This window comes from Pirellulales bacterium, from assembly GCA_035939775.1.
Classification (GTDB): domain Bacteria; phylum Planctomycetota; class Planctomycetia; order Pirellulales; family DATAWG01; genus DASZFO01.
Genome location: DASZFO010000292.1, coordinates 24,227 through 43,800, shown reverse-complemented (window position 1 = coordinate 43,800; position 19,574 = coordinate 24,227). Strand labels below are relative to the sequence as shown.

At 61.5% G+C, this 19,574-nt stretch carries 24 protein-coding genes and 1 tRNA gene; 7 read left to right on the top strand and 18 right to left on the bottom strand.

Going from position 1 to position 19,574, the window contains the following annotated elements:
• Window positions 1–658: NAD(P)H-hydrate dehydratase (locus tag VGY55_18230; protein HEV2971917.1), on the top strand; the 658-nt coding region annotated here is incomplete at its 5' end.
• On the opposite strand, the gene VGY55_18225 is transcribed toward VGY55_18230, so the two are convergent.
• The 4 genes from VGY55_18225 to VGY55_18210 all read right to left on the bottom strand — a co-directional run bounded on the left by VGY55_18225 (window position 649) and on the right by VGY55_18210 (window position 4,268).
• Window positions 649–984, bottom strand: coding sequence for a hypothetical protein (locus VGY55_18225; protein HEV2971916.1), 336 nt, complete (start codon window positions 982–984; stop codon window positions 649–651). The two genes, VGY55_18230 and VGY55_18225, sit on opposite strands and share 10 nt — an antisense overlap.
• 172 nt (window positions 985–1,156) lie before the next feature.
• Window positions 1,157–2,569 carry a magnesium chelatase gene (locus VGY55_18220; protein ID HEV2971915.1) on the bottom strand — a complete coding sequence of 471 codons (1,413 nt, stop codon included), beginning with the start codon at window positions 2,567–2,569 and terminating at the stop codon, window positions 1,157–1,159.
• 215 nt (window positions 2,570–2,784) lie between these two features.
• The gene (locus VGY55_18215; protein HEV2971914.1) at window positions 2,785–3,282 is read right to left on the bottom strand and encodes a DinB family protein; all 498 of its coding nucleotides are present in this window, start codon (window positions 3,280–3,282) and stop codon (window positions 2,785–2,787) included.
• A gap of 140 nt (window positions 3,283–3,422) precedes the next feature.
• Window positions 3,423–4,268, bottom strand: coding sequence for an ATP-binding protein (locus VGY55_18210; GenBank protein ID HEV2971913.1), 846 nt, complete (start codon window positions 4,266–4,268; stop codon window positions 3,423–3,425).
• 260 nt (window positions 4,269–4,528) lie between these two features.
• Here VGY55_18210 and VGY55_18205 point away from each other — a divergent pair, with 260 nt between their 5' ends.
• Both VGY55_18205 and VGY55_18200 read left to right on the top strand, forming a co-directional pair.
• Window positions 4,529–4,789: a hypothetical protein gene (locus VGY55_18205; protein ID HEV2971912.1), complete on the top strand. Its 261-nt coding sequence runs from the start codon at window positions 4,529–4,531 to the stop codon at window positions 4,787–4,789.
• Between the two features lie 114 nt (window positions 4,790–4,903).
• Entirely contained in the window at window positions 4,904–5,122 is a 219-nt protein-coding gene (locus VGY55_18200) for a hypothetical protein (GenBank protein HEV2971911.1), read from the top strand.
• A gap of 31 nt (window positions 5,123–5,153) precedes the next feature.
• On the opposite strand, the gene VGY55_18195 is transcribed toward VGY55_18200, so the two are convergent.
• From VGY55_18195 to VGY55_18175, 5 genes are all read right to left on the bottom strand, one after another.
• Window positions 5,154–5,642, bottom strand: a complete 489-nt coding sequence (locus VGY55_18195) for a hypothetical protein (GenBank protein ID HEV2971910.1) — start codon at window positions 5,640–5,642, stop codon at window positions 5,154–5,156.
• A gap of 3 nt (window positions 5,643–5,645) precedes the next feature.
• Window positions 5,646–5,885: a hypothetical protein gene (locus VGY55_18190; GenBank protein HEV2971909.1), complete on the bottom strand. Its 240-nt coding sequence runs from the start codon at window positions 5,883–5,885 to the stop codon at window positions 5,646–5,648.
• A gap of 9 nt (window positions 5,886–5,894) precedes the next feature.
• Complete coding sequence (proC, locus tag VGY55_18185) at window positions 5,895–6,710, bottom strand: pyrroline-5-carboxylate reductase (protein HEV2971908.1); 816 nt, start codon at window positions 6,708–6,710, stop codon at window positions 5,895–5,897.
• Between the two features lie 235 nt (window positions 6,711–6,945).
• Window positions 6,946–7,764: a CPBP family intramembrane glutamic endopeptidase gene (locus VGY55_18180; protein HEV2971907.1), complete on the bottom strand. Its 819-nt coding sequence runs from the start codon at window positions 7,762–7,764 to the stop codon at window positions 6,946–6,948.
• A gap of 8 nt (window positions 7,765–7,772) precedes the next feature.
• Window positions 7,773–8,846, bottom strand: coding sequence for a YCF48-related protein (locus VGY55_18175; protein HEV2971906.1), 1,074 nt, complete (start codon window positions 8,844–8,846; stop codon window positions 7,773–7,775).
• A gap of 423 nt (window positions 8,847–9,269) precedes the next feature.
• Between VGY55_18175 and VGY55_18170 the strand changes: the two genes are divergently transcribed.
• A tRNA-Met gene (locus tag VGY55_18170) sits at window positions 9,270–9,343 on the top strand.
• Between the two features lie 38 nt (window positions 9,344–9,381).
• Here the strand turns inward: VGY55_18170 and VGY55_18165 are convergent.
• From VGY55_18165 to VGY55_18155, 3 genes are read right to left on the bottom strand one after another with little or no spacing between them, the layout of a single operon-like run.
• Window positions 9,382–9,819, bottom strand: a complete 438-nt coding sequence (locus tag VGY55_18165; GenBank protein HEV2971905.1) for a hypothetical protein — start codon at window positions 9,817–9,819, stop codon at window positions 9,382–9,384.
• Window positions 9,794–10,393, bottom strand: a complete 600-nt coding sequence (locus tag VGY55_18160) for a helix-turn-helix domain-containing protein (GenBank protein ID HEV2971904.1) — start codon at window positions 10,391–10,393, stop codon at window positions 9,794–9,796. Before VGY55_18160 ends, VGY55_18165 begins: the two co-directional genes overlap by 26 nt.
• An 18-nt stretch (window positions 10,394–10,411) precedes the next feature.
• Window positions 10,412–10,798: a helix-turn-helix transcriptional regulator gene (locus VGY55_18155; GenBank protein ID HEV2971903.1), complete on the bottom strand. Its 387-nt coding sequence runs from the start codon at window positions 10,796–10,798 to the stop codon at window positions 10,412–10,414.
• A gap of 711 nt (window positions 10,799–11,509) precedes the next feature.
• Between VGY55_18155 and VGY55_18150 the strand changes: the two genes are divergently transcribed.
• Entirely contained in the window at window positions 11,510–11,938 is a 429-nt protein-coding gene (locus tag VGY55_18150) for a restriction endonuclease (GenBank protein HEV2971902.1), read from the top strand.
• Window positions 11,939–12,236: 298 nt separating this feature from the next.
• Here the strand turns inward: VGY55_18150 and VGY55_18145 are convergent, their stop codons facing one another.
• Together VGY55_18145 and VGY55_18140 are read right to left on the bottom strand one after the other, a co-directional pair.
• The gene (locus VGY55_18145) at window positions 12,237–12,470 is read right to left on the bottom strand and encodes a hypothetical protein (GenBank protein HEV2971901.1); all 234 of its coding nucleotides are present in this window, start codon (window positions 12,468–12,470) and stop codon (window positions 12,237–12,239) included.
• A gap of 15 nt (window positions 12,471–12,485) precedes the next feature.
• Window positions 12,486–13,817 (bottom strand): MFS transporter, encoded by a 1,332-nt coding sequence (locus VGY55_18140; protein ID HEV2971900.1) that lies wholly within the window; start codon window positions 13,815–13,817, stop codon window positions 12,486–12,488.
• Window positions 13,818–13,977: 160 nt separating this feature from the next.
• Here VGY55_18140 and VGY55_18135 point away from each other — a divergent pair, with 160 nt between their 5' ends.
• The gene (locus VGY55_18135; protein ID HEV2971899.1) at window positions 13,978–14,226 is read left to right on the top strand and encodes a hypothetical protein; all 249 of its coding nucleotides are present in this window, start codon (window positions 13,978–13,980) and stop codon (window positions 14,224–14,226) included.
• 12 nt (window positions 14,227–14,238) lie between these two features.
• On the opposite strand, the gene VGY55_18130 is transcribed toward VGY55_18135, so the two are convergent.
• Window positions 14,239–14,610 carry a VOC family protein gene (locus tag VGY55_18130; protein ID HEV2971898.1) on the bottom strand — a complete coding sequence of 124 codons (372 nt, stop codon included), beginning with the start codon at window positions 14,608–14,610 and terminating at the stop codon, window positions 14,239–14,241.
• A gap of 221 nt (window positions 14,611–14,831) precedes the next feature.
• Between VGY55_18130 and bioD the strand changes: the two genes are divergently transcribed.
• Window positions 14,832–15,518, top strand: a complete 687-nt coding sequence (gene bioD, locus VGY55_18125; protein ID HEV2971897.1) for a dethiobiotin synthase — start codon at window positions 14,832–14,834, stop codon at window positions 15,516–15,518.
• Between the two features lie 145 nt (window positions 15,519–15,663).
• Here the strand turns inward: bioD and VGY55_18120 are convergent, their stop codons facing one another.
• From VGY55_18120 to tssH, 3 genes are all read right to left on the bottom strand, one after another.
• Window positions 15,664–16,155, bottom strand: coding sequence for a hypothetical protein (locus tag VGY55_18120; GenBank protein HEV2971896.1), 492 nt, complete (start codon window positions 16,153–16,155; stop codon window positions 15,664–15,666).
• 4 nt (window positions 16,156–16,159) lie between these two features.
• Window positions 16,160–16,639, bottom strand: a complete 480-nt coding sequence (locus VGY55_18115; protein HEV2971895.1) for a type VI secretion system tube protein Hcp — start codon at window positions 16,637–16,639, stop codon at window positions 16,160–16,162.
• A 132-nt stretch (window positions 16,640–16,771) separates the two neighbouring features.
• Window positions 16,772–19,474 (bottom strand): type VI secretion system ATPase TssH, encoded by a 2,703-nt coding sequence (gene tssH, locus VGY55_18110; protein HEV2971894.1) that lies wholly within the window; start codon window positions 19,472–19,474, stop codon window positions 16,772–16,774.
• Between the last annotated feature and the right edge of the window lie 100 nt (window positions 19,475–19,574).

Here is a 19,574-nt window from a genome sequence, read left to right as displayed (position 1 = left end):
GCCGTCATATATGACGGCGCCCGTTCCCTCGGACTCGAACGGGCTCCTTGACGCCTCGGCCCTGCCGCAATTGCGGGCGCTGATCCAACAGGCAACGACGGTCGCGCTCGGTCCGGGTTTAGGTCAATCGCCCGCGGTCGCTGAAATGGTGATCGCGCTATATCGAGAAGTCTCCCAACCCATGGTTATCGATGCCGATGGCTTGAATGCGCTCTCCGGCCGCCGCGACGTCCTGCCCGACCACGTGGGACCGCGCGTGGTAACGCCCCATCCTGGCGAATTCGCGCGGCTGGTTGGGACACAACGTCCGCCCGAAACTTCAGAAGACCGTGTCGTCGCAGCAACTGAACTAGCCGCACACGCATCGGCCGTCGTAGTCCTCAAAGGGCATGGCACCGTGGTCGCCGATGGCTCGCATCACGCTATCAACACCACCGGCAACCCAGGAATGGCTACCGGGGGAACAGGCGATGTTCTCACGGGCGTCATCGCAGGGCTCTTAGCCCAGAGCCTCGAACCCTTTGATGCCGCCCAACTCGGCGCCTATCTTCACGGGCTCGCCGGGGATCTGGCCGCCGACGCGCTCGGGCAGGTCTCGATCATAGCCAGTGACCTGATCCGTTACCTACCCGAGGCGTTCCAGCGAACTCACCAATAATACGCGCCGCCATATACCGGATATGAATAGGAAAGATAGACACTTCCCGGGTATGGAAAGTAGCCGTAGTAGTAGCGCGGATACCAAGGCTGATAAACATATGGTCGGTAGTACGGCCGGTAATAGCCGTAGTATCGCGGGCCATACCAATATGGCCGATAACCCCAGCCGTAGCCGCGCCACGGCGCCGCGGCGACGCGTCCCGCCGCATAGACCGACCTTCGAACCGGCGCTTGCGCCTGCGCCGTCGGCAGATCGGAAAATACCGCCAATCCGCCGAGCACCAAGGCCACGGTGGTCGCAAGCAGACGACACTTGCCCAACATTTCAATACCCTCCTTTGGCTTTTCCGCGCGGCAGGCTCGGTAACCATAGATCGCGCCATGCTAGCGTCGCCGCCTGCCGCAGTGCCGGCGATGCTCGCTGCGCCACAATTCTCATGACACATTATATGCGCGTCAATTGGCCGCGATGAATCGCCGCAAACGGGGGGATTTGCTACACCTCATACACTATTCGCCCGTGGTGCTGCGACCGGGAGATCTTGTCCATCGCGTATAGCCCTGCCAGCACGAATTCGACGCAGGCGGCCCGCACAGCCGGGTCGGACGAAGCATTCACTTCAAACGCTTTGTCCCACACCGGCGGCACGCGTTTCAGCCGCTCGGCATATTGCGACGAGGGGAGCATGTCGCCCACTTCGATCTTCACTCCGTCGGAAAAGATGTGTGAAATCTGGTCGAGGCCGTGTCGATCGACGTACTCGGCGAACACGGTGCGGATCGCCTCGGCCAGCACGGCATCGAGCACCTGCCGCTCGCTCATTTGATGGCTCCCCATCATATCCAACTCGATTTTGCCGAGCGACGATGAATAGAGATGCCCCAAATCGCTGATTCGCGGTGCTGCCGGCCGTTCGCCAAGCCGCACCGCGCGATGCCGCGCGCTGGCGACCATCGTGCGATAGTTGGCAATGCTGAACCGGGCGCTAACGCCCGATTGATGATCGACATACTTGCTTTTGCGCGCCAGGATGGTCACTTGCTCGATGATCTCCCGCATGAAGTACGGGATCACCACCGGAAATTCGCCATCCAGGTTGACCGCCGCCTCTTGCTCCATGATTTGGATCCCTAGATCGCGCTCGCGCGGATAATGGGTATGGATCACGGCGCCGATACGGTCTTTCAACTGCGGAATCACCTTGCCGCTGCGGTTGTAAGTGGCCGGATTCGCCGAAAAGAGCATCAGCACGTCGATGTCGAATTTGATCGGATAGCCGCGAATCTGCACGTCGCGCTCTTCGAGGATGTTGAACAAGCCTACCTGCACCAGCTCGTCGAGTTCGGGCAATTCGTTCATCGCGAAGATGCCGCGGTGCATCCGTGGAATCAGCCCGAAGTGCAATGCCTCCTCGGCCGACATGCTCGTCCCCCCGGCCAGCTTGGCGGGGTCAATCTCGCCAATGATGTCGGCGAATTTGGTGCCCGGCGAGAGCCGCTCGGCATAGCGATCTTCGCGCCGCCACCAGCCGATCGGCACTTCGCTTTCCGGATGCGTCGCGACGAATCGCCTACAAACGCTGCTGATCGGGCGATACGGATCGTCGTGCAGCGGCGCCTCGGGCAGCTCGATATACGGTATCTCGGCGTCGAGAAATCGAGGTAACAGCCGCATCAGCCGGCTCTTGGCCTGCCCCTTTTCGCCGAGGAACAGCATGTCGTGCCCGGCGATCAAGGCGATGTTGATCTCGGGAACAACCGTGTCGTCGAAGCCGACGATCCCGGGAAACAGCTCGTCTCCCTCGCGGAGCATTCGGAGAAAGTTGTGTTGGATTTCTTGTTTGACGGTTCGAGACATCCATTCGCTGGCGCGCAAGTCGCGGAGATTCGTCGGTTTCAATGTTGCCATACTTGTTGATCGAAGGGAGAAATGCCAAGTACGAAATGCAAAGTACGAAGTACAGAATCGATGAGCATCTGCAAGAGATTATAGCGCGGATGGTCGCGGTGCCAACCAGGGAAGCAGCGGAGGAGGTCGCAGCGGAATCCGCAAGAATTCCGAAGGCAAGTTCAAGCTCCCGGAATTCTGGCGAATTCCGCTACGGCCGCACGGTCAGGTCGGCCCTACGGCTGCGGGTGCGCCGCGCGGTAGAGGTTGAGCGTGATGTGGGCTTGGCCCTGATGATGCGGCTCGTGCCAGCCGATGATGTCGAGCGCGGTGCGGACCGTGATTTTCCTGGCCGCCAACGACGGCGGAATCTCCTCCAAGCGATCGTCACCATATTCGGCCAAAGTGCTGACCAGATGCTCGCGCGTCTCGCCCAGAATCCGCCGGATCACTTCCGCCGATGGCACGTCGTCGTCCGGCGTGCTGCCGCCTCGGAAGCGCGGCCAAAGTTCGGCAAAGGCCGCCGCCTTCTCGGGCTTGAGCCGTTCCGTGGCGAAAATCTCCTCCGTGATCGCCACGTGCATCAATTGCCAGCCAATGTGCGCCCGCCCTGGTCCTGGCCGCCACGACAAGACGTCTTGTGCATTGGGCAACTTCTCGATCGTCGAAAGCAAATCGAGCGTTCGATTGCGATTGAATTCGTAACGCTTCAGATGCAATTGTGCGTTAGACATAGCCGGAAAACGTTCGTTAGCCCCGTCGCGCGCGACGGGATGGCCGTTGTGACAAGTCAGAAGTCGGAGGTCGGACGCCGACATGTTGCATTCGACCGCGATCGATCGCCACCATATTCTAGCAGAAACCGCCCGCGACGCTAGCGATTGGCGCCATCGAGAATGGCCGGCTTACTGCCGGCCGGAGCGATAACCGGAATTGGGCTCGACGCCGGCCGGGCCGCCACCGGGCGTTTTGCCGGGAGCCTGAGCGTGAACGCGGTTCCGCGGCCCGGCGTGCTATCGACCCGAATCCTGCCGTGGTGAGCGTCGATGATGTCGCGGCACATCGCCAGCCCCAGCCCCGTGCCTCCCTTGCCGCTGGCGTCGGGGCCGGACTTAGTCGTGAAGAACGGATCGAAGATCTTTCGCAGTGCTTCCGGCGGAATGCCGGTCCCCGAGTCGCGGACCATGAGATCGATCATGTCGGCCGCTTCGTCGTAGCTGAGCCGGACGACAATCAGCCCGCCGTTGGCCATCGCCTGCCGGGCGTTGATCAGCAGATTCAACAACACCTGCTGAATCTGATTGCCGTTCGCCCAGGCCGGCGGCGCAGGCTCGACCAGCTTTTCGACCCGAATCCGATACTTGCTCATCTCCCGTTCCAGCAGCATTAGCGAGTCTTCGACGACCCGCGCCAGATCGGTCGGCTCGAATGAGGTCGAGCGATTGCGGGCAAAGCCGAGCACTCCGTTAGTGATCTTGGCCGCCCGATTGCCGGCCGCGAGGATCTTTTCGAACGCCTTGTCGCGGGTCGGCGCGTCGGAGTGGCGCATGCCGAGCTTGGCGTAGTTGATGATCGTGGTGAGCACGTTGTTGAATTCGTGGGTGGTCGTGCTGACCAGTTCGCCGATGGCGGTCAGCTTTTGGGCCTGCGCAAGCTGTTGCTTGAGTATCGCGACCTGTTGCTCCAAGTTGGGCAATGATTGCTGACCATCGTGCGTCATCAGTGGCTCCCGAATTGTTTCCAGCTTCCGGAATCGTGAAGGGCGACCGAGGCCGCCAACTCCGCTTGCTTTGCCGCCGTCGTGGCTTCCTCACTGTCTTGCCGCAAGGTTGCGTCTTAACTCATTACGCGTCCATAATTTAGTGTCATTTCCGGTATCGTCGTCTGCTGTGGCGAACTAAAACGGAAGCGGCTATAATCCGCCACCGCCGGGCGTCAAACCGCGGCGCGCGATAGGCTTCGCGGGTTGGAGAAGACAGGATGCACAGCGTCGAACTGTTGGAAGAAGCTCTCGACGCAGCGCGCCGGATCGGATTTCAAATCCGGGAAGAATGGTTCGGCGGCAACGGCGGCGGGGCTTGCACCGTCCGTGGTCGAAAGTTCCTCTTTCTCGACCTGAATCTCTCGACGCGCGACCGGCTTGAGCAAGTGCTCGACGCCCTGCGCGCGGACCCGCAAACCGCCGAGATTATGCTCACGGCAACGCTGCGCCGAGTGTTGGAGATGGGCAAGGCGGCTTGAGCGAACTGCGTCGGGGAGACTTGTGCGTCTCGCTTCACTACTCTGCGGCAATCTTCTTGGCCTCTGTTTGGTTCCATTCCGCGGCCAAGCTATAATCGGATTAGAGGAGAACGCATGACCACCCTGCTGGAACAAGCGTTCAACGAAGCGGCGAAGCTGCCTGCCGATGAGCAGGATCTGCTCGCCTCACGGCTGCTCGCGGAATTGACGGCCGAAGACGACTTTGACCGCGCGCTCGCGAACTCGGGCGAAAAACTCGCGCAACTCGCCAAACAGGCCCTGGCCGAGAATCGCGCCGGCCTCACGCAGGAGTTGGATCCCGACCAGATATGAACTCGCGCACGACGCGTCAGTTTCACCGCTCCTAAAACACCGTCCCCGACTGCGGATCGACGCCCACCCCGCCGGTCATGTCCACCAGCGTGTCGAGGATGATCAAGAGCGCGCTGGGATCGAGCAGTTCTTCGCCTTCCTCCTCGCTCTCGGCGCCGACGACTTGCTCGAAATGCAGAATGTCGAGCCGGGCATTGCATTTCGGGAGCCGCGCCAGCTTCGCCCGCTCGTCGGCATCGGTGGCCGATGAGCGGAGTTCCTCGGCGAGATTGACGCCTTGCTCCTGCACCTCTTCGTCGTCGGCATAGCTGATATCGACGGCCGCGTAGTCTTGCGGCGAGTGGAGGGTAAGCGATTCGAACATCCCTTCTTCGTTCCCCGCCAGGTTCGATAGCTCGAACCGCGGATTCACGCGCCGCAGGGCCTTGGCGATTCTTTCAAGGCTCGGGCGCTTGGCCGCGTCGAACAGCACGAAATACGTCTCGCGCCATTTGTAGTCACTGTTTTCGAAGGTCGACATGGTTCACTCTTGGATTTCATCATCGTCATCGAGCCCGACGCCCCCTTGCCAATCCTCGATGGCCCGGAGGATGCCGTCGTACTCTTCCTTGGTGGCCCAGACGGATTCCCCTTGCTCGAGGCGGACCTCGTATTGCCCTTCGCGCTGGCAATCCTCGTGTCCGCAGAAGTGGGGCGTCGCCGCGATCCACATCACGCGATACAGCGGGACGTTCTTGTCGTCAATTCGGCAAAAGATGGACATGGTTCAATTCTATCTTCCAGCGCCGAGTTCGATGGCGCGCTTTGTCGCGGCTTCAACGGCGGCCATGAGTGCGGCGCGGACTCCGCCGACCTCGAGGGCCTGGAGCCCGGCGATTGTCGTTCCGCCGGGGCTGGCCACGCGGTCCTTTAGCGCGGCCGGATGTTCGCCAGTGGTCAGCACCATCTCAGCCGCGCCCTTGACTGTTTGCGCGGCGAGCGCTGCGGCGACTTCGCGCGGCAGGCCCATTCGCACGCCGCCGTCGGTCAGCGCCTCGATCATCACATAAACATACGCCGGCCCGGAGCCAGAGAGACCGGTGACCGCGTCGAGCAGTTTCTCATCAACCGCGAACGCGCGACCGACCGCCCCCAGCAGCTTCGCCACCAACTCGCCGTCGGCCGGCGTGGCGCCCGCCCCGAGGCTATAGGCGCTCGCACTCAGGCCGACGAGACATGGCGTATTCGGCATGACGCGCACCAGGCGCGTCGTCCCGAGGCCATCGGCGAGCGCTCGCAACCGCACTCCAGCCGCAATCGAGATCAACAGTTTATCATCGCCGACATGCCCTTTCAGTTGCGTCAGCACCGAAGGCACGACCTGCGGCTTGACAGCCAGGAAGACGACCTCCGCCCGCTCGACGACGCGGCGGTTGTCGGCCATTCGCTGAGCGCCGGGCACCGCCTGGCACAGCGCCTCGACGGCCCCGGCCACCGGATCGGCCGTCACGATCTGGCGACCTTCGATCAGCCCGGCCGCGACAAAACCGCGGGCGAGCGCCTGCGCCATTTGACCCGCCCCGATGAATCCAAATGTCTGCGGCAGCATCTGCAAATCCGGCCGTTCGCGCGGAGTATCGTCCTCAGAACGTCTAACAAATCCGGCGGGGACCGTCCCCCTTTTGCGCGGGCACCATCGCCGCGATGGTCGGCGGAGCAAAACGGGGACTGTCCCCTTCTCCCAGCCGGGTCTGTTAGGCGCTCTTACCAACCGGTCCCATGCTACGCCAAAGCGGAGGAATAGACAACTGTGGCGGCCCGCGTCGCACGATTCACTGCGCGGCTCATCGCGGCGCGAAGACCATCTCATATCCGATGGCGAAGATGGCCGCGTCGATGAGTAGATGGCTAACCCACGGAGCATAAAGCGATCCGCTTCGCTGATAGAGCCAGGCCCACAACGCTCCGCCGACCGCCACGCAGCCCGAAGCCGCCGCCGTCCCCGGCCACGATAAGTAGATCGAGAGCACGATGACATGATGCCCCATGAACGCGAGGCTCGACACAACGACCGCCGCCGGCAGCGGAACGAGCCGCCGCAATTGCCCGAACACGAACCACCGCCAGTAGTATTCCTCCAGCAAGGAATGGATCGCCGAATAGAAGACTCCCAGCGCAATCATTCTGCTCGGGCTATCGATTCCAAACGCCGGCAGCTTATTCCGCAGTACCTCCGCCGCATGAGCGAAAAAATCGGAATGAGCAAGCCCTCCAAAATACGCGGCCAACATGATTCCCGCCACCGCCGCGCCCATTCCCAAACCGAGCATCATTCCGCGGCGAGTCGCCGCCGGCAGACGCAACCGCTGCAAAAACCGCCGGGGACTGTCCCCCTTTTCGGAGTCCGCGGAGAAAACGGGGACTGTCCCCCTCTCCGCAGGCGGTTTTCGAATGTTCTCGAATAGTACCCACGTCAGCGGAAATCCAAATTGAATCAACTTCCCGGTCAACCAAGCTGCTTGCTGCACCCAGGGCGCGCTTCCGTCCAACACCACGAAGTAGACCCAGGTGAATATGCTTGGAAACGCCGCCGTGAATAGAAACGCTCCCCAGCGAAGCGACAACGGCAGCCCGCGCGAGGCGCGCTTCGGTCGATCGTCCACGATCCCCCTCAACTTCGCCGATGCGCCCGACCCACGTATGTCAGACCGCCGATGACAATCCCCAGGCCCATCAGTAACAGCGACGTAGGCTCGGGCACCGCCGACGCCGGAAAGACAACTGCGTCGATGAACGGATCGACCGTCCCAGGGCTTTGCGGGTTCCAACTGGCGCCGCCATCGGCGGTGTGCAGGACGGTGCTGTTCAGGCCGACCGCCCACCCATTCAGAGAGTCGACGAAGCTCACGCCGAGCAGCGCATTGGCGCCGGTGAATTGAGTCGCCCAATTGGCGCCGCCGTTCGTCGTATGCAAGATCTGACCGCCCGCGGTCACGAGCCAGCCGATATTCGGGCTAGTGAAAAAGATGCCCTCGAGGTTCGCGGTCGCGGTCAAGCCGGTGGATTGAAAGGCCCAAGCCGCGCCACCGTTGCTCGTGTGAAAAAGCGCATTATTTGCGCCGATCGCCCAGCCGTTGGACAGATCGTCGAAAAACAAGCCGTGAAACGACGTGCTGCTCAGTTGAACGTTCCAGGTTTGGCCCCCGTCGGTCGAATGCTGGATCGCCTTGTCTCCCACGAGCCAACCATCCAGGGAATTGAGGAATTGCACGCTGTAAAAGTTTCCATTGCCGTTGGGCTGCGGCGACTGAGCGGACCAGGTCGCGCCACCGTTCGACGTGTGCGCGAGCGCCGATCCGAAGCCGATGGCCCAGACATTCTGTGCATCGAGCGCGGAAATCCCCAGGAAGCCGACAGTCCCCACGCCCGTGCTCACCGACGTCCACGAAACGCCTCCGTCGGTCGTGTGCAGGAGGCTCGAAGAACCGTTAATCCCTGCCCAGCCGTGCAGCGTATCGGAAAAGGCAAGGGACTGGAGATGACCGCTGGCGTTCTCTTGAACCGACCAATTCGTCCCGCCGTTAGTCGTGCGGGAAATTTGGCTGGAAAGCCCGTCGCTGGCCACGGAATACGTCCAACCGATGAAGCCGGCCGGCAACGGCGCCGCCGAAAGCGCCAACATAACTGGCGCGAGTGCGATCGCTATCCGCCAGTGCGATGACAAGGCGCGCGGAAGACGCTTCATGATAACTTCCTTTGAATCGGGCGCTGACTTAAGAACCTCTCACAAATCCGCTGGGTGGAACATCCGCCGTGGCGGGGAGTGCCCACATTTTGCGCTGGCACCATCGCCGCGATGGCCGGCGGAACAAAACTGGGGATTGCCCCTTTGCCGTGGCCCTAAGGCCACCGCGCAACGCCAATCTTGGCGAGATTGTACCCTCAATTTCAGGGGTGTCAACAAATTGCGGAATCCGTTCAGGGACCGGTCATCCGCTTTGGAAAGGCTCCGCGGGGTAGCCCGGCCCATCTCCGCGCGGCACCGGCTAAAGTGTCTTCGCCGATTCGGCATGCGGCGCGAGCCAACCCTGCCGCTCGGTTGCGTCTCCAGGGCTTGTCGGCGGTGGCGGTTTTGATACGCTTGATTTTCAAGTCGTTTTTCTTGCTTGGCGGCGTAGCTCAGTTGGTTAGAGCAACGGCTTCATAAGCCGTGTGTCACTGGTTCGAGTCCAGTCGCCGCTACTCGTTTTCTCCCTGACGCTCAAATGTGCGCTTGCCAGTCAGGTCATTTTCGGGTGGTGGGCCTTCACCCACGCTTCGGCGTCAATCGCGAACTGTTGAACCGTCTTGAGTAGGCCAGCCGCCTCGGTGTCGCTGATGCCTCCGGCGAAGTCATACTCGCAATCGTTGCGTTTCATCCGGCAGCCGTCGAAATAGGCCGATAGCGCCGCGAAAGCTGGGTCAGCCGCTTCCAGCGCTAGGAAGGTGTTGTAATGCCCGCCGACCGACCTGGGACGATAGCCTGCGGCCCGCACGATCATCAAGGAGAGCGTTCGTGCGGCGTCGTAAGCCATGATGAATCGTGCATCGGCCGAAAGGCCTGCCGCCGTCACGTCTTTAAGGCTCCGCGTTACGATCGAGCGCAGATTATCCAGTTCCGCCTTGCTCGGCGGGATGCGGGTCACGCGGTTGTCAGACAGCAGCTTCGCCCAGCTCATCCCTATTGCCTAACACAAACAGCTTGGGCTTGTCCAACACCCGCGTCAGGAAATGATCTTTCGTCGCCCGTTTCTTGGCGAATTCCGCGGGCGAGTAAACGGTGGAATTGATCTCCCGGCCCAGCGACTCGCGCGCGCGACGCAACGGCACTGCCAACTCCGCGGGCGGCACGGTGCCAACGACCATCAGGTCGATATCGCTGTCGCTTTGCTCCTTGCCGCTGGCGATCGAGCCATACACAAAAACGATCCGCAGCTTTGCGGCGAGCGGCTTCAAAGCGTCGGCCAACACATCCACCAACCCGGCCGTCTTCAGCAGCAAGCCGCGGAGTTCGGGAAATAGAGGCGAGCCTGTATTGGCCCGGTAATAGGCCATCCGTCCTTGCCGTTGCACTTTGAGGATACCTGCCTCGCTGAGCTGTTGCAGTTCTCGTTGCAGGCTCGACGAAGGCACGCCCATGCGGCGCGCCAATTCGGAGACGTACCACGCCTTCTCCGGCCGCACGAGTATCGCCGCCAAGATTCCCTGGCGCGTTTTCGGAAGCAGAGCATCGAGCGCTCGGATATTTCGCATATTACGTAATTATTTACGTTATTTGCGAAACTTGTCAAGTTGCTGGCGCTTGGCCAGCGCCTTGCGCAGCGCGCGGTCGATTTTGTCGACCAGCGTGACTGACGCCGTGTGCTTGCCGGTTTCGATCCGTGAAATAGTTTCCTGGCGCGCGCCGACCAAATCGGCCAACTGCTGCTGCGTCAGCCCGGCGGCGCGGCGGTCGCGAATGATGTCGCGGGCCAAAGAAATCCGCGCGTACTCCACGGCCGGAAAACTCCCGTCTTTGTTGGGCCTTGGCAGCGGGGGCAAATCGTCGTCGGTAAACGGCACGGCTTCCCCAGCCCGCGAACAGAGCCGGTCGTATTCCCCTTCCGGCAACAACACAAACCGTTGCCCGGCCACTTCAATGCGTTGCAGTCCGATCATGCATCCTCCCATAGAGCGCCTAACAAATCCGGCGTGGATGGTTTACTTCTGCGAAGTGCGCGCATTATAGGGCGGACTGCTTCCATCAGCGATGTCGGGGAGCCTCGCCTCGACTTGCAGCTTCCATCGCAGCGGCTAGACTGGCGGCTTGAAGCAAGCGTCCGTGGGTCTCCGATTTCACGATCTTGAGCGAGGTTACGGCAGTATGGCAATTCCTGATTACGAAGGGCTGATGCTGCCGTTACTGCGGGCCGTTGCCGATGATCACGAGCATCGCATGAAAGACTTGGTACGGGGAATTTCGGGGGAACTCGGCTTGCCTGATGAAGAACGTCAAAAGCGTCTTCCGAGCGGACAACAGACCGTTATCGCAATCCGAGTCGGGTGGGGTCGAACCTATCTTTTGAAGGCTGGACTACTTGAATCGGTTCGGCGGGGCATCATTCGGGTTAGCCAAGCTGGGCGATCAGTTTTGGAACATCCGCCCGAAGCCGTCACTGCTCGATTCCTCATGCAGTTTCCGGCATTTGTGGAATTCGCGAGATTCAAATCGAAATCGGCAGACGAGATCGTCGGCGAACAAACGAACAGTGCTGGTCAAGACGCGACACCGGAAGAGGCACTCGAGTCTGCCTATCACGATCTGCGCACCGCCCTTGCCGACGACTTGCTTGAGCAGGTCAAAACGAGCTCTCCGAGTTTTTTTAACGGTTGGTCGTCGAACTTCTCGTTGCGATGGGCTACGGTGGATCAATTGACGACGCTGGAAAAACGATTGGCAAATCGGGCGACGAGGGCATTGATGGAATCATCAACGAGGACCGCCTCGGATTGGATGTCGTGTGCATCCACGCAAAGCGCTGGCGAGACAATCAGGTCGGACGGCCTGTCGTTCAGGCTTTTGCGGGCAGCATGGAAGCGTATCGCGCCAAGAAAGGTGTGCTGATTACCACTTCTAGATTCAGCAAGGACTCCCGCGACTATGTGGATCGAATCGAGAGACGCATCGTTTTAATCGACGGGCAGCGGCTGGCAGAGCTGATGATTGACTTCGGGGTTGGTGTTACTACGACCCGTCAATATGCCCTGAAGCGCATTGATTCCGATTACTTCGACGAAGAACTCGAAGGTGGTGGCTAGCGAAGTACCGATACAGATAAATCGCGGAACGACATCGGCGTAAGCAGGTCGCGGAAACGCCCCACTGAGCGAGCTCTGTGAGAAGGCCGAGACCCAGATCCCAACTGGCCAGCCGGGCCGTGACGGGGCTGAAACTTTGAAACCGACCCTTTCGATGCGCATCGAGAATAGTTCAGAGTTGGACGATCGAATTGAATGTCGGGAACGGCCGCGGTTGCGCACGGGAGAATCGGACGACGGCATCCCGACCCTGCGAACTGCTTCCTCTTCACGCGCCTCAAAGGGAACCTCATCCGCATCACTTCCCAATCGGCGAATCGCGGTATGGCTTGGCGGCTTGAAACAGTTCCAAGCGGGCGTGGAGATCGGCGGGCTTCTTGTCTGAATCGACGGTCAGAGTCCGTTCGAGGGCCTGGGTGTGCCATTTGACGGCGGAGGCGAAATCTCCTTTGGCTCGCCTGACACCCTCACCCCGGCCCACTCCCATCGAGGGCGAGGGAGAGAATTGCGGAGGTAAACCGCGGCAGTTCACGGATCACCTGGCAGTTCATGGCGCGCCTTCGCTGGCGGTATTTGCCGCTGGCGCTTCGTCTTCGTCGATGGCATCGTCCACCTGAGCGTCGCGTTCGATAACACTGTGCGGATCGAGGCTGAGTCGCCGGAGTTTGGGAGCGAGCGCGGCGGCGGTGGCGACGATGAGGAGCGTGACCACGCCGCCGGCCCAGACTGAGGGGACCGTGCCCAGCAGCGTGGCGGCGACGCCGCTTTCCAGGGCGCCGAATTCGTTCGACGAGCCGACGAAGATCATGTTCACCGCCGCGATTCGCCCGCGGAGATGCTCCGGCGACAGCAGCCGCACGATCGAGCGGCGGATGATGACGCTGACGCCGTCGAACACGCCGCTGAGAAACAACATCGCGACCGAGAGCGCCATCGATTTCGAGAGCGCGAACACGATCATCGTGACCCCGAAGGCCGCGACCGCAAGAAACAAGTTTCGCCCGGCGTGCTTTACCGGCGGATGCCGTGTGGCCCAGAGCATCGTCAGGAGCGCCCCGGTCGTCGGCGCGGCGTTGAGTACGCCCAGGCCGATCGGCCCGACGAAGAGGATATCGTGGGCGAACACCGGCAAGAGTGCGATCACGCCGCCGAACAGCACCGCGAACAAATCGAGCGACATCGAACCGAACAGCACCTGGTCGCCAAACACATAACGAACGCCGGTCGCTACGCTTTCCCAAACCGATTCGCCGGGCGGCGCCGCGGGGATCGGCCGCGGACGGATTCGCAGGATCGAGAGCCAAGCCAGTAGATAGAGCAGCGCAATGCCGACGAACGTCCAGGCGGCGCCCAGAGTGGCGAAAGCGACTCCGGCGGCCAACGGGCCGATGATCGCCCCGATGAGCCAACAGGTCGCCATCAACGTCGACGAGTTGATCAGCAAATCGCGTGGCACGAGTTGCGGCTCGAGAGCGCCCGCGGCCGGCTCGGCAAATCCACGGGCAATGCCAGCGATGAACACCACGGCGTAGAGGAAGAATAACTGTACCCGCCCGGCGTCGATCTGCTCGAGCACGGCAAGTCCGATCGCGCAGACCGCCAGCGCGGCGAGCGTGAGGCGGAGGATCGAGCGCCGGTCGCGCCGATCGGCGATGTGCCCGCCATAGAGGGCCAGCGAGATCGAGGGGATCGCTTCGACGAGCCCCAAGCCGCCGAGGGCGAGCGTGCTATTGGTCAGCGCGTAGACGCGATAACCGAGCACGACGGCAAGCGCGCGGCTGGCGAACGTCGCGCACGCGGTGGCCGCGAAGAGGCGGCGGAAATCGGGCCACTGAAAAGGGGCCAGCGCGGAATGGATTGGGGCGGCGTTCCGCGTCATTGGCCGGTCGGTGGGGTGACGGGACTGCGGGATTTAGCGGTTGGTCCGTCGCAATTGTCAAGCGGTAAAGGAATCCAGTCGCCGCGGTTTGCATTCACTAAAACGGCGACGTAGCCTTGAAGTGGAATGCTGCAACGCCGCTTGAACCCAAGCGGCCGCCATGATTGTTCCGTGTGCCGCGCGGCAATACGACGCGGCGGGCGACCGCACGGTTGCTGCTACTTTGCGTGCCATGAAAAAGCTCCTCCAATTCTTGCTGGCCGACGATGGTCCCACGGCAGTGGAATATGCCGTGATGATGGCCCTGATCGTGCTGGTCTGCTTCGGGGCGATCAAGTCGGTCGGCACGGCGACTGGCACCAGTTTTTCCAACAGCTCGCTGTCGATCACGAACGCAATCGCGAGCTAGGCTGCCGGCGCGCTACCTGGCCGATCGGTCTTCCTGAAAGATTCCGAAGCACAGGCCGCCCGGATCGGTGAAATAGGCGACAAAGCCGACGCCCGGAATGGTCATCTTCGGCATGATCTGCTTGCCGCCGGCGGCGAGAATCTTCGTGGCCGATGCATCCACCGAGGCGACGCTGATCGAGTTGATCGTGCGGGGTTGGCCATCGGGCGATTTCATCATCCCGCCGTTGATACCAGTCTCGCCGGGCTCGCCGGTCGTCGCCAGCCAATACTCCTCCTTCCCTCCCTCGTATTTCGTGAATTTCCAGCCAAACACTTTCGAGTAAAACTCGCGGTCACGGGCCAAATCGGTGCAATGGAATTCGAAATGGACGGGGCGGTGCATAACGGCGCTCCTGGAGTTGGTTGACGAATACGAATGGGTCGGAAATTGGTGGACAGCAGCCGGTGCGGACAGTTTGTAGGATTTTATTCCTCGCGGCAAGCGGGTTGATGGTTGGGACGGGAAGGATTGAGATTTGAATCCTTTGACAGTTTCCCTCACCCCAGCCCTCTCCCAGAGGGAGAGGGAGTAAGCAGGACGCTATTTCCTGTTATGGTATTCAAATGCTGCCGGGATTGTTCATCACGGGCAACGACACGGGCGTGGGGAAGACCTACGCGGCGAGCTTGATCGCGCGGGCGCTCGTGGCACACCGTCGGACGGTCGGCGTTTACAAGCCCATCGCCAGTGGTTGCCGCGATGCGGGAGGAACTCTCTTCTCGGACGACGCCGTCATGCTCTGGGAGGCGGCGGGGCGGCCGGGCGATTTGGAGCGAGTTTGCCCGCAGCGGTTTGCCGCGCCGCTTGCGCCCCATCTGGCGGCGCGCGCCGCAGGGAAGCGGATCGATGCAGCGCTGCTCAGGACCGGCTTGGATTATTGGCGGGAGCGGGCAGAGATTGTGATTGTCGAAGGAATCGGCGGGCTGATGTCGCCGGTGGGAGAAGATGAGTACGTTGCCGATCTGGCTGCGGAGTTCGGCTATCCGCTCGTGGTTGTCGCCCGAAACGCGCTCGGGGCGATCAACCAAACCTTGCAGACGCTGATCGTGGCGGCGACGTTTCGCGAAGGCCTGCCGGTCGCCGGGATCGTGCTGAACCACCCGACCGCCCCCGACGACGATCCGAGCATCGACAGCAATCGCGACGAACTGTCGCGCCGCGCAGTTCCGCCAGTGCTGGCTGAAGTCGGTTGGCAGGCGAAAGAGTTCGATCGGGCCGTCGATTGGTTTGCGCTTGCGAGCGCGCAGTGACGGAAACGTCTTCGCTTAGAGCCTATCCGAGAACCGCCTGGGCAAAGCGGAAAGTCCGGGACAGTCCCCATTTTACTCCGCGGCCATCGAGGCGATGGTGCAGGGCGCAAAATGGGGACAGTCCCCGGCGGTTTTGTTAGGCGTTCTAAAACCCAAATCGTCGCGACGCGTCCCCCTTGATCACGAACTCGCTGAATGAGTTTTCGTAACGCCCCTTGATGAATTGGAAGATGAATTCGTACAGCGGCGCAAGGCGGTCGGGATTCTCTTTGGTCAGTTCGAAGGGCGGGCCCCCTTCGACGTGGAGGATGAATTTGTGGCCCACTTTCTTGAGCCGCATGTCGAATCCCACGCAGTGCATCGGCATCTGGTTCGATTCCTCGAACAAATCGATGGCGATGCCGAAGTGCCAGAAAGTGTCATCCCCCATGTGCATCGCGGCGGCGGGGCCATCGACTTTCCGCCCGGCGAACGAGCCCCCTTTGGCAAACAGGTTGACGAACCCTTCCGGCGCTTCGAGATAATCGCGCAAGCCCGCCACAAGCGTGCCGACGAAAGCCATGCACTCGTGGCGATACGTGTCGTACTCGTGCTTGACGCCGCCATAGGCCGCGCAGAGTTCTTCGAATTTCGACATCGGTTTAGCTCGGCGTGATTTCGCGAAGCTCCGAGCGGTCCCAGCCGGCGGCGACCCAGTTGCCCATCTGGCCCGACTTGAGCTTGGGGCGAAATTTCCAGACGATCGATTCGTAGTTGAGCTTGACCGTCTCCTCGGGTTCCTCGCCGTCGGCGATATCGAGGCCGATTTCGCTGACGAAAACGTTTTTCAGCTCGACCTTGAGATAGATTTCCTTCTCTCCTTCGCGGCTGAAGGCCAGCCCGACGCTCTTGAGGACCCGGCCGTCGCTGCAAGCGACGTCCAGGAATAGCGACGCGCGATCGAGCGGCTTCTTGATCTCGATGTCATTGTGTTCCGAGGTGTTCACCTGGCGAGCCTTGCCGCGCTCGAACTTGCCGACCTCGGTCGTGATCCCCAGGCTGACGTTCTTGACCGGGATCCAGCCCTTGTCTTCAGCGCCGGCGGCGGGCAGATCGGCGATTTGCAGAAATGTGCTAGGCATAGGAAGGGGCTGGGGACTGGGGGCTATGGGACGCGGAAGCAAGAGCAACGTGATTCGTCCCACCGCGGCAGGTCTTCGTCATTCGTGCTTCGTCATTCTTTAGACATTCGTCACTAGGAATTCGTCATTGAACTATTGTATGTCGTAGACGAAGTTGCCGGCGGCATCGACGCCGAGGCGGACTTTTTCGATCGCACCTCCTTCGGCCATCCGCGAAAGGAACTCGGCGGACAGCTCGGGCAGGAGCGTGCGCGAGATGATGTGGTCGATGTTGCGGGCGCCGCTTTCGACCTCTTTGCAGCGCGAGGCAATCGTCGTCACCAGATTCGGATCGTAGCTGAATTCCGCCTGGTAATTCTCCTCGACCCGCCGGCGGACCTGCCGCAGTTTCAGCTCGATGATGTTCCGCAAGGCCTGGTCGCTGAGCGGAAAATACGGCACGATGCTGATCCGTCCCAAGAACGCCGGTTTGAAGACCTTGAGCAATTCAGGGCGCAGGGCCTCGGCCAATCCGGCTGCGTCGGGCATCGTGTCGGGATCGGCGCAGAGCTTCATCACGGTGTCGGAGGCCGCGTTCGAGGTCATCAAGATCACCGTGTTTTTAAAGTCGATGTCGCGACCTTCGCCGTCCCGAAGCGTCCCCTTGTCGAACACCTGGTAGAAAATCTCCTGCACGCCGGGATGGGCTTTTTCCAGCTCGTCGAGCAGCAAGACGCTGTATGGCCGGCGTCGGACCGCCTCGGTGAGCACGCCCCCTTCCCCGTAGCCGACATAGCCCGGCGGCGAACCCATCAAGAGCGATACTTTGTGCTCCTCCTTGAATTCCGACATGTTGATCACGGTCATGTTCTGCTCGCCGCCGTAGAGCAGATCGGCCAAAGTGATCGCCGTCTCCGTCTTGCCGGTGCCGCTGGGGCCGACGAGCATGAACACTCCGATCGGCCGCCGCGGATCGGTCAGCCGCGCCCGCGACGTGCGGATGCTTTGGGCGATCGCTTCCAAGGCGTGCGATTGGCCGATGATCCGCTCTTCCATCTTCTGCTTGAGATTCAGCACGGTCTGAATCTCGTTCGACACCATCCGTCCGACGGGGATTCCGGTCCAGGCGGAGACCACGTCGGCGATCGCCTGCGAATCGACGCAGACCGACATCAACGGCGTCTCGCCTTGCAATTCGCGCAGCTCGGCGGTCCGCTTGTCCAATTCGCCGCGGCGTCGTTCGCGATCTTGCGCCGTCAGTTCGACCGGTTTGATCGGCTCGGGAGGTTTCGCCACGTCAGCCACTTTCTTCACGGGGGCCGGGCGGCCTTCGAGTTGATCGCGAAGCTGGCGGATTTGCGTCACCAGCTCGCGCTCCTTGGCCCAGCGCTCTTCGAGGGCCTTCAGTTCGTCCTTTACGGCCGCCAGTTCGACCTTCAACTCACCCAACTTCTTGTCGTGCTCGGCGCCGGTGACGTTCTCCCGCTCGAGCACGCCAATCGCCACGCCCAATTGCTCGACGCGGCGCCGGCGGTCCTCGACGGCCGGCGGCGTCGCTCCCTGCCCAATCGCGACCCGAGCGCATGCCGTATCCAAGAGGCTTACCGATTTGTCGGGCAATTGCCGGCCCGAGATATAGCGGTTCGAGAGCCGCACCGCGTCGACGACCGCCTCGTTCAAGATTCGCACGCCGTGGTGCTTTTCGAGCGTTTCGATCAGGCCGCGCATCATCTCGACGGCGGCATCTTCGCTCGGCTCCTCGACCTTGACCACCTGGAACCGCCGGGCAAGCGCTGCATCGCGCTCAAAATACTTCTTGTATTCCGCCCAGGTCGTGGCGGCGATGGTGCGCAATTCTCCGCGGGCGAGTGCCGGCTTGAGCAGGTTTGCGGCATCGCCTTGCCCGGCCTGGCCGCCGGCGCCGATCATCGTGTGGGCCTCGTCGATGAAAAGAATGATCGGGGTCGGAGAGGCCTTGACCTCGTCAATCACCGACCGGAGACGATTCTCGAATTCTCCTTTGACACCCGCGCCAGCTTGCAGCAGGCCTAGGTCGAGCGTTCGCAGAGCGACGTTCTTGAGCGCATCGGGCACATCGCCGGCCGCGATTCGGAGGGCAAATCCCTCGACGACCGCCGTCTTGCCGACTCCCGCCTCGCCGGTGAGGATCGGATTGTTCTGGCGGCGGCGCGTCAGCACGTCGATGATCTGCCGCACTTCGGCATCGCGACCCAGCACCGGATCAATTTTGCCCTTCCTGGCCTGTTCGGTCAGATTCGAAGTGAACTGATCGAGCGACGGAGTCTTCGAATCGGGGGATGCAGGGCGCGGCGAACCATCGCTTTGGGCCGCCGGCTGCGCGCGGGCGGCTTCCGCCGCTTCGGCGGTGTCGGCCGTGAGTGCGGGCAGATCTTTTTCAAGTTGCTCGGCGGGAATCTTGGCCAGCTCTTCCGAACTGGTGCGAATCCGCCCCGATAGGTTTCGATCGGTCAGCAGCGCCGCCAAAATGTGCCCCGACCTGACCACCGGACTGCCATACTTAAGCGATGCAATCACCCAACCCTCGCGCATCGCATCGACCACCTCGAGCGAGAGTTCCGGCGCTCGGGCGTTGCCGGTGCGGAGCTTGTCGAGCGCGCGAGTCAAATCGCGATTGACGCGCGAGGGATCGATCTCGTAATGCTTGACGACCCGCGCCAAATCGGAATCCGCCGGCTCGAGCAACTTCAAGAGCCAATGCTCGATCTCGACGTTGTAATTGGTCCGCGACAGGCACATCCCCGCCGCGGATTCCAGCGCCCGGCGCGAAACAGGACTGAGTTTGCCGACAAGCGATTTGAGATTGATCGAAGACATCGGGAGGGACTCGGGACTAGGGGCTGGGGACTAGGGAAACGACAAGTGACAAACGGAAAGCGGCAAATCGTCATTTAGCCGCCGCACTCGTGCGGCACCG